This is a genomic window from Shewanella sp. TC10, assembly GCF_009663145.1.
In the GTDB taxonomy this organism is placed as follows: domain Bacteria; phylum Pseudomonadota; class Gammaproteobacteria; order Enterobacterales; family Shewanellaceae; genus Shewanella.
Genome location: NZ_VKHR01000060.1, coordinates 23,482 through 33,228 on the forward strand (window position 1 = coordinate 23,482; position 9,747 = coordinate 33,228).

Below are 9,747 nucleotides of genomic sequence, written 5' to 3' on the forward strand. Positions count from 1 at the left end.
TAGCTATTACCTTGTATATCAATAAGCTTTAAAGGTTGCTAGCAAATTGTCAGTAAGCTATAAAAATAGATTACTTGCTACCGCCACATTTGCCTTCGCCACACTTACCTTCTTTAGCTTTACCTTCGGCAGCTTTTTTCATGTCGCCACCACACTTGCCTTCGCCACATTTGCCTTCTTTGGCTTTCTTCATGTCGCCGCCACACTTACCTTCACCACATTTTCCTTCTGTGGCTTTTTTCATATCGCCACCACACTTGCCTTCACCACATTTTCCTTCTGTGGCTTTTTTCATATCGCCGCCACACTTACCTTCACCACATTTACCTTCGCCGCACTTACCTTCTTTAGATTTGCTTTCGCCACCATCAAGTTGGTAACCGGCATTCATTTGCTCAAAACCAAATGGGTTAGCTTCAACTGAAGTTGAAACACCTGCAGTTAATACCACTGCGCCTAAAGCCATTGCTACTGTAGTTTGTTTTACTGAGTTCATAATAATCTTCCTTATATTCAAACTTTATAATGGTGACCAACAACTAACAGTGCTGGCTTACAATTTAATAGACCTACAACGGTTTACTTTTATTTCACAAAAATTGATCTAAATCATAATTATTTTCAAAAGTTCTTGCTAGAGAGCCAAGGTTATTTGTAATCATAGTGTAAATCTATGATGTATCAACCTGATATTTAAGATTAATATTACTTTTCCCAATTACTTGTACCTTTTCCACTGTTTAGAAATGAATTTGTATAAAAAGCTAAAGTCGCTAGAATGGCGCTCCTTTTATTTACAATAGGTTCAGCCGTGCGCGTAGTTTTAGCTCCAATGGAAGGCGTCATTGATGATTTGATGCGAGAAATATTGTCTGAAATTAACCCATATGACTTGGTGGTTACCGAGTTTGTGCGAGTTATTAGTCAACTGCTTCCCGAAAAGGTGTACTACAAACTGTGTCCTGAATTACGCAATGGTGGTTTTACCGCGTCTGGTACTCCAGTCCGTATCCAACTATTGGGACAACACCCAAGTGTCATGGCAGAAAACGCGCAGCGTGCCGTTGAGTTGGGTTCTCAAGGCGTCGATGCCAATTTTGGCTGCCCTGCAAAAATGGTCAACCGCAGTAATGGTGGCGCAGTGTTATTGCAATATCCAGATACTATTCATGACATTGTTAAAGCCATGCGCGATGCTGTACCTGCTGAGCAACCAGTCACTGCAAAAATTCGCTTAGGTTTTGAAGATAAATCGTTATTCATGGAAAATGCTTTAGCTGTATATGAAGCCGGCGCCACTGAGCTCGCTATTCATGCGCGGAGTAAAGTCGACGGTTACAAACCTCCAGCTTATTGGGAATATATAACTGAGGTACGTGAACGCTTACCTATCCCCGTCATTGCCAATGGTGAAATTTGGAATGCAGATGACGCTAAACGCTGCATTGAAGTGACAGGCTGTGACAGTATCATGTTAGGACGCGGCGCAATTTCCTTACCCAACTTAGCAGCAACTATTAAAGATGGCACACCAGCTTATACATGGTCGCAAACCTTGAGCTTATTGTTAAGTTACACTCAAAAACAACTTAATGGCAAAAAGTCGGATTATTACCCTGCCCGAGTGAAGCAGTGGTTCACTTATCTCAATAAACAATACCCTGAAGCAGATGTCCTGTTTAGAGAGTTAAGAGTCATGAAAACCACAGATGACATCGTGGCTATTTTAGAAAAAGCTTATGAGCAACATAATCGATAGTTGTTTGTGTTAGTTTTTGTGTTAATTATTTGCGCTATTTATTTGCGTTAGAAATTACGTTAGTTATTTGCGCTGGGTCAAATTTCGGTTTTATTTTTAAATAAAGCTTAATGTTCATTAGCTAAAATGAAGCCTTGGTTTGATCTCCATCATAACAATAGTGTCGTTTAGCGTTAGACTAAATATCCAGTAAAGCGATTCAGTAATTAGGCCCTTTGTGAGTACTCAAGAGATACAACAAACATTAATGCAAAAAGAAGCACAACTTAAATATGAGTTAGTGCATCAACTTAACCAGCAGGTTAATGTGAATAGTGCAGCTCAAATTCACTTTAACATGAGCTTGGCTGAGCTAATTGAGTTAATGAGCCAACAAAAACTAACAGACAGTCCTCTATTTAGTCAGCTCACTCGATTAGATGCAGCGCTTTGCCAACTTGAACTTGGTCTATATGGTTTATGTTCTGATTGTGAGTCCGAAATTGAACCAGATAGATTAGCTGCAGATCCTACAGAACAGCGTTGCGCCCATTGTGATGCAAAACACCGTCAAGAACACCGCCAAGAACTTCGTTTAAGTCACTAAATCTCACCTCAAAAATTCAACTAAAAACTGTTTATTACTGTTTTTATTTCTTTTTTAAGATAATATTGAGCATAAAAAAACCTCCGACTAGCGGAGGTTTTTTAGTTGTAAACTATAAAAGCTTTAGAACTTTTGGTTGATTCTTAGGTAATAAGTACGACCTAGAACATCATATAAATCAGTATTTACGTCACGGTAACCTGAGTAGTCGTACCAAGTTGGCGCTTCTTCGTCAAATACGTTGTTAATACCTACTGTGATTGTACCGTTCCAATCGTGGGTATAACCAAACTGGATATTATGTTTAAAGTAATCAGGAGTATCAGTAATATAGTCGTAACCTAGGTCACGCCAGTATTGGCCTGATTGGCTTCCAATGTAAACAGTCGTCCAAGCAGCGTTAAAGTCATTGTAATACCAAGCAGCAGCTAAGTTACCACGCCATTGTGGGTAATCTTGAATACCAGCATAATCGATTGGAATAGATTCTGAATCAGCTTGCTCTTCAAATTCTAATACGTGTGTCATATCGACTTTGAAGTTAAAGTCACCGAAACCAGTTTCTAAATTATACGATGTGGCAAAATCTAAACCGCTAGTCACAACTGAAGACATATTGATGTAACCACTTTCTATGTATTCAATTTTTCCATCCGCTCCACGAGTCACAAAGTCTGAACTACCGTTAAGTTTTTCATCACGAATAACATCTGTCGCACTTACTGCTTCGATCTTATTATCATAAGTGATGTCATAGTAAGATAGCTCAACACTCCATGCGTCTGTAACGTTCCAAACAGCACCCAAAGTAAGAGAGTTTCCTTCTTCAGCTTCTAAGTCTGGGTTGCCACCGAACCAAGTTTTATGTTGGTTACCCGTTGCACAGTAGTTTTCATCAGAACCACTATTGTCTTCACACCAAACTGAATCGTATGCTGTTTCAAAACTTAAAGACTGAGATGAGAACATTTCGCCCATATTCGGAGCACGGAAAGAGTCACCGTAACTTGCACGAACAAGTAAGCTATCAATTGGACGCCAGCTAACACCAATCTTAGGAACAACAGCATCAAAAGTTGATGAGTTAGTTACAACACCTGTCGCACCAGTTAATGAACCTTCTTGCTCATATCTTTCATAGCGAACCGCTAAAGAAACATCAACATTGGCAGGAAGACCCATCTGTAATTCAGTGTATGCTGCTGTACGGTCACGCTCTGCATCTACATCATCACCACCTGAACCGCCAGAGATAATACCAGCAGCCGACTCAGGGTCAGATGTTTGTTTGAAGTTGATCATTTCATATTCAGCACCAACTACCATAGCTAATGTGAAATTGTCATTATCAATAAAGGTTGTAGACGCAAGACCATCAATTTGAGTGCTATCGAACTTACCTTGATAAACACCAGTATGGTTAGCCGCACTATAAAGTGCAGTCATAGATTGATCCCACTCATCATAGCTCATACCACTAGTGTTAAAGATATCGTAGTTACCCGTATCAATTTCACTTTGAATAATGTTGTCATTAATCAAGTTGTAGTTAAATGAGTTAGTCGTTGAGCCAGAATATTGAGCATTAACTTCCCAATCGATACCGTTACCGATATCTGCGAATCCAACAAAACCACCTAACATATCGTAGTTATTGGTTTCAGTTAACGTATCACGCTCACCGATTTGAACAGAACGCATGTAAACAGTCATGTCTGCGCCAGTTGGGTTATAGGCGTTATCAGCAGACATCACTGGGTAGTTAGTAGATACTGGTGTTCCAGCATAACGTGTGTTTGTTTCACTTAATGATGCAGAACCACGACCACGGAATTGAATATCATCAGTAAGATCATAGCTAAAGTTAGTCATGAAAGAATTACGAGTCATATCACCAAATAACTTCGTTACTTCACCATAACTATAATAACAACGGCCATTGTTGTTGCCATCAGTACCATTTAAGACATTTTCAGTTTCATCACACATTTCAGAGTTTGAGTAAAAGTCATAAATGTCATCACCATTTTCATCTACTCTACCAGTGTTGTAATAACCATTAGGTACTGAACTAAACGAGCTGTAATCACCATAAGATGGATCATCCATATCCCAAATATCACGATCCATTACAGCTTTAGTATCATAGTATTCGTATGTGAAAGTGATGTTGCCTTTATCAGTGTTGTAACCTGTAGCAATAGAGAAACGTGTAGCATCTCCGCCTTCAACATCAGGCATTTCAACGCTGTAATCTAATTGCACACCTTCAAATTCTTTTTTAGTGATGATGTTAATTACACCGGCAACTGCATCTGAACCATAAACTGCAGATGCACCATCACGTAAAATCTCAATTCTTTCTACAATCGCAATTGGTATTTGCGAAGTATCAGCAGTAGAACCTGAACTAGAGCTAGTACCAGGCATACGTCTTCCATCAAGTAAAACCAATGTAGCTTGCGAGCCTAGACCACGCATATTGATAGAGCTCGTAGCGCTGGCACCAGAACCGTATCCTGAAGTACCACGCCATGAACCGAATGCGTTAATTGATGAGTTATTAAGTACATCAGCTACTGTTTTTTCACCAGTTAGCGCAATATCTGCGGCACTTAGAACAGTCACAGGTGAAGATGTTTCCATATCCACTTGCTTGATACGTGAACCTGTTACTTCAATTCTTTCCACTTTCTCCGGTGCATCTTCAGCAAATGCAACTCCAGAAAAAGCAACTGATGCTGCTGTCGCAGCTAGAATACTGCGACGAATCGCCTTAGCTGTTAACGTTAATGAACTCATGTAAATCTCCCTGGATGTTAGCTTTTCTAACATATTGACTTTTTATTGTTTTATTTAGTTAAACCGAGGTTAATAACCTCCACTCGATACTGTTAAAACGACGTAAATCATTCAACAACCAGCACATAAAATTAACCAACAGGGTACAAATTGATACCAAAACAAGAGAGACAGATCACACCGGAAACAAATTAAACCCTACTTTTCAGCAGGTTATTGGAAGGGTGAAAAATTACAAGGCAAAAGCCACAAGGGAGATACATTAAATTACACCTGAAATAAAAGTGTAATAATGCAATAACATGCTGAAACAAATGTAAAAATTATCCAGAAAAACGCTAGAGATTTACAATAATACTGACAGTAATATTTATAAAAAGTTAACTAATTATCTTAATACAAAAACAAAAAATCCCAGCCGACATATCGACTGGGATTTTACTAACTTACTTATTTGAATATTATGTTTTCTTAGAACTTCACACTTGCACGAACGAAGAAGTAGCGACCTAGTACATCATAAGTGTACGGATCGGTATTTGAATCGTTGTTACCTGTGTAGTATGGAGGCTCTTCATCTAATACGTTGTTCACACCACCAGACAATCTAACTGTTTCGTTGATATCGTAAGATGCTGATATATCATGGTAAACAATTGAGTCAACAGAAGGTGCGTAACAGTCACTTGGATCATCTTTACATGCAAATGAATCCATACCGTCGATGTAACGCGCTTCATATGTAGCAGACCAATCGTCACCTGATGCAGTTAAGTTAAAGTTAGTTTTTAACTCAGCGTATGCACCAACACCACCAGTGATGTAGCCTTTGTAATCAATTGCATTGCCGTCTTGGTCGAATTCTTCATATGTATCTAAGATAGAAGTGTCAAGACCCGCTTTCCAATCTAAACCTAAACCTTCGAAGGTATAAGCTACGTTAATGTCGAAACCAGAAGTATTCGTTTCACCAATGTTTTGTAGACCATTATCAAAACTAATACGACCAGTACCATCGATTTCAATGTTAGAAGCCTGACATAGTGCAGTACCTTCATTGATCTTGTTACCGTTTTCATCTAAACACTGATTAGCAATGTAGTTAGAATCAACTGAAGAAATTGTGTTTGTAATACCGATATCGTAGTAATCGACTGTTAATGATAAACCGTCAACAAAGCTTGGAGAATACACTAAACCAAGTGTTGTGATATCAGCTTCTTCAGGTGTTAGAAGTGGGTTACCACCTACTGTTACTTCTGCTTGAGTTTGGTCTGTTGCAGGGTGAACAATTTGGTCGAATGATGGAGATGCACCACCGTACAACTCATCTACAGTTGGAGCACGGAAAGCTGTAGATTGAACACCGCGAACCATTAAGTCATCAAATAAACGCCAAGTTAAACCAAGTTTCCAAGTACTGTCGTCACCAAATGTGCTGTAATCGAAATAACGAACTGCAGCGCTCATATCCACTTGTTGTGCTAGTGGTAAGTCACTTAATAAAGGAATAGCTAATTCAGCATAAAACTCGCTAACATCAAATGAGCCAGATGTTGCTTCAACACGTGGGTCATTTGCAAGACCTTGTGCAGTTAATGAATCTGGAGTGAAGTAAGCTGATTCTTTACGGTATTCTGCACCAGCAGCAAAAGCTAAAGTACCAGCTGGTAAATCAACGATGTCACCAGAAAGTGTTAGTGCAGCGATATCCAACTCACTACCACCAGCGTTAACTTCTGTGTATACGAATGGAGCAATGCTATCACCCATCCAAGATGACTGGAGGAATGGGTCAAACTCTTCAGCTTGAACAGCATCGTTAATAGAACCGATGTTGTGTAAGTTAGCTAGAGTGTCAACTGAGTCATTCTTACCTTTGTTGTAAGAAGCATCCCAAGTCCAACCATTGTCGAACTCACCTTCAACACCAACGACTAAACGTATTGTGTCAACAACCTGTGAAAAGTCACGAGAACCAGACTCAACCATACGGCGACCGTAATCTACAAGTTCACCATCTTCAACCCATGGTAATAGATCATCAGTCATCCAACCGCCAGCTGAAATTGGTTGATATTCCCAAGACTCACTGTTCCAGATTGGTTGTGGCGCCATTTGTTGGTCAGACCAACGCTTAGAGTACATTGCTTCAGAGAAGAAAATGATTGAATCAGATAGCTCGTAAGTACCAGCCATGCTTAAATTCAAACGCTCCATCGGAGTAGATAGGAAGCTTGAAGCAGAATAGTTGTAGCGATCAGCATCTGTGAACTCATGGTATTCACCACCACGACCACTTAAATCAGCACCGTTTGCACCCCAAATGTGACCACCTTCAGAATATGAAGAACCTGCACAATATAGGCCATCATCACCTTCAGCGATAGGACATTCAGAGAAGTCACGGTCTGCCTGACTTGCATCACCACGCTTAGTGTACTGAGCGTTAATAACAACATTACCTTTATCGAATGTGTTACCAACTGTGAAATCTAGGCTAGTTTCATCAGCATCACCTTGACCAGACATACCTGTTTGAACGTTCATCTCAAAACCGTCAAAATCACGCTTTAAGATTACGTTTACAACACCTGCGATAGCGTCAGTACCGTAAACAGCTGATGCGCCATCTTTAAGTACTTCAACACGTTGGATCATAGAAACTGGGATAGTATTTAAATCGACTGAAGATGCTGCACCTGTACCTGATGCAATCATACGACGGCCGTTAACAAGAACTAGAGTACGGTTTGAACCTAAGCCACGTAAGTTAACACGTGCGTTACCGCCAGAACCGTTGTTCACAGCAGCGTTAGTCATAGCGCCACCAGAAGATGTCATCTTCTGTAGTACGTCATCGATAGATGTTGCGCCTGAAGCGATGATAGCCGAAGCATCAATTACGCTAACTGGGCTAGCAGTTTCCATATCGGTACGTTTAATACGTGAACCAGTTACCGCAATTCTTTCTACTTTTTCAGCTTGCGCTTCTTCAGCGATAACACTTCCTGAAAATACTGAACCTGTTGCGACAGTTGTTGCTGCTATTGTCAAAAAGCCACGGCGGATTGCCTTAGCTGTCAAAGATAATGAACTCATTATAAACTCCCTTCGTCATAATCAAAATAAAGTCACGACGTTATATTTTTTATTTTTAGGTTAATTATTTAATCAACCGAGAGCAATATTGTTAAATTAAATCACAATAGTCAACATCCATTACAAATTAATAACCAACCACCCAACCATTGATACACCGCCAAACTTAACACGTGTTAAAACATTGTTAAATCAATATAAAACAGCATCTTACAAAATATCAAGGTTTAATAGTTAAATACAATAAGGATTTTTGTTAATTAAAAGTAAATAGAAATATTAAATCAGATCAAATATCAATCAATAAAGTTAAATTAATTAAAATTCAGGTTAACTTACAGATCTAAAAAGCATCAGAAATTAACACAAAGTTAACTTAAGTAACATTTTTTAATTTAAAAATAATTTTAAAATCACAATAAAATTATTAATTGGAAGTTTAACTTGCTTATTATTTAACAAATAAGCGACATTCAGCCAGATTTTAAAAGAGTAATTACTCAAGCTGATTAGAAGAAATTTGCAACAATTGAATTTTTAGCTGCTAGAAAAGGAATACTTATTCACATATAAGCCAATTAGAAAGTCTCGGTTTCGATTGGGGTGAAAAGAAAAACAATCTATAAAACGCCTATAAGTTCGTAACAAGGCTGGCATAGAGGCTCAAGAAGTTATCAGTAATTTTTAGGCATAAAAAAGGAGCCATAAGGCTCCTTTTAACGTAATTCAATTAAGAATTAACGAGTACGTGCACATAACTCTTCAGCGCTGAAGAAGTAAGCAACTTCACGCTCAGCAGATGCTACAGAATCAGAACCGTGAGCAGCGTTCTCATCAATGCTTTCTGCGAAATCAGCACGGATAGTACCTTCAGCTGCTTCAGCTGGGTTAGTAGCGCCTAAGATTTCACGGTGAGCTAGAACAGCGTTTTCGCCTTCAAGTGTTTGAACCATGATAGGACCTGAAGTCATGAATGCAACTAAAGCACCGAAGAAAGGACGTTCGCTGTGCTCAGCATAGAAGCCTTCAGCTTGTTCTTTGCTTAAGTGAACCATTTTAGAAGCAATGATTTTCAGGCCAGCAGTTTCAAAACGGTTGTAGATAGCGCCAATGTGGTTTTTTGCAACAGCATCAGGCTTAATGATAGAAAAAGTACGTTCGATAGCCATGAAAAGCTTCCTTCTTGATATTGGGTTTTAAATTCGCGCGGATTATACGAAATTTACGTCAGCATGCATAGGGTTAATGGCACCACATAATCAAAATGTCATCATGTGACCTAGGTTCTGCGAAAATTGTGATTAACCTCAAGCGGTTCCTTCTTTGTTAAACAAGCTGTATTGGTATGTTTCACTTACAGCTACAACCTTCAATAACTATGATTTTCAAAGTCTATGATCTTCAAAAGCTATAGCTCACTGAAGCATGGCTTTAAATAGTTAACTAACATTTTAGGCAGTTGTTCAACAAAACTTGCTTGCGACATCGAACAAGCGAT

The 9,747-nt window shown here is 39.1% G+C and carries 6 protein-coding genes; 2 read left to right on the top strand and 4 right to left on the bottom strand.

Annotation, left to right across the window (positions count from 1 at the left end):
• Nucleotides 1-70 precede the first annotated feature (70 nt).
• Nucleotides 71-496 (bottom strand): hypothetical protein, encoded by a 426-nt coding sequence (locus FNZ24_RS17545; RefSeq protein ID WP_153916132.1) that lies wholly within the window; start codon nt 494-496, stop codon nt 71-73.
• A 315-nt stretch (nt 497-811) separates the two neighbouring features.
• On the opposite strand from FNZ24_RS17545, the gene dusC reads away from it, so the two are divergent.
• Together dusC and FNZ24_RS17555 are read left to right on the top strand one after the other, a co-directional pair.
• On the top strand, nt 812-1,759 hold the full coding sequence (gene dusC / locus FNZ24_RS17550; RefSeq protein ID WP_153916133.1) for a tRNA dihydrouridine(16) synthase DusC: 948 nt from the start codon (nt 812-814) through the stop codon (nt 1,757-1,759).
• A 217-nt stretch (nt 1,760-1,976) separates the two neighbouring features.
• A complete protein-coding gene (locus tag FNZ24_RS17555) occupies nt 1,977-2,345 on the top strand; it encodes a TraR/DksA family transcriptional regulator (protein WP_153916134.1) in 369 nt (122 codons plus the stop codon).
• Nucleotides 2,346-2,468: 123 nt separating this feature from the next.
• Here the strand turns inward: FNZ24_RS17555 and FNZ24_RS17560 are convergent, their stop codons facing one another.
• The 3 genes from FNZ24_RS17560 to ndk all read right to left on the bottom strand — a co-directional run bounded on the left by FNZ24_RS17560 (nt 2,469) and on the right by ndk (nt 9,418).
• Nucleotides 2,469-5,147, bottom strand: a complete 2,679-nt coding sequence (locus FNZ24_RS17560) for a TonB-dependent receptor (protein ID WP_153916135.1) — start codon at nt 5,145-5,147, stop codon at nt 2,469-2,471.
• Between the two features lie 471 nt (nt 5,148-5,618).
• Entirely contained in the window at nt 5,619-8,249 is a 2,631-nt protein-coding gene (locus FNZ24_RS17565) for a TonB-dependent receptor (protein WP_153916136.1), read from the bottom strand.
• A 737-nt stretch (nt 8,250-8,986) separates the two neighbouring features.
• Nucleotides 8,987-9,418, bottom strand: a complete 432-nt coding sequence (ndk, locus tag FNZ24_RS17570) for a nucleoside-diphosphate kinase (protein ID WP_102526368.1) — start codon at nt 9,416-9,418, stop codon at nt 8,987-8,989.
• Nucleotides 9,419-9,747: the final 329 nt, after the last annotated feature.

Bases quoted from the DNA above. Each gene is read 5' to 3' on its own strand.
- FNZ24_RS17545 (WP_153916132.1), bottom strand. From the start codon at position 496: ATGAACTCAGTAAAACAAACTACAGTAGCAATGGCTTTAGGCGCAGTG.
- FNZ24_RS17560 (WP_153916135.1), bottom strand. From the start codon at position 5,147: ATGAGTTCATTAACGTTAACAGCTAAGGCGATTCGTCGCAGTATTCTA.
- FNZ24_RS17565 (WP_153916136.1), bottom strand. From the start codon at position 8,249: ATGAGTTCATTATCTTTGACAGCTAAGGCAATCCGCCGTGGCTTTTTG.
- ndk (WP_102526368.1), bottom strand. From the start codon at position 9,418: ATGGCTATCGAACGTACTTTTTCTATCATTAAGCCTGATGCTGTTGCA.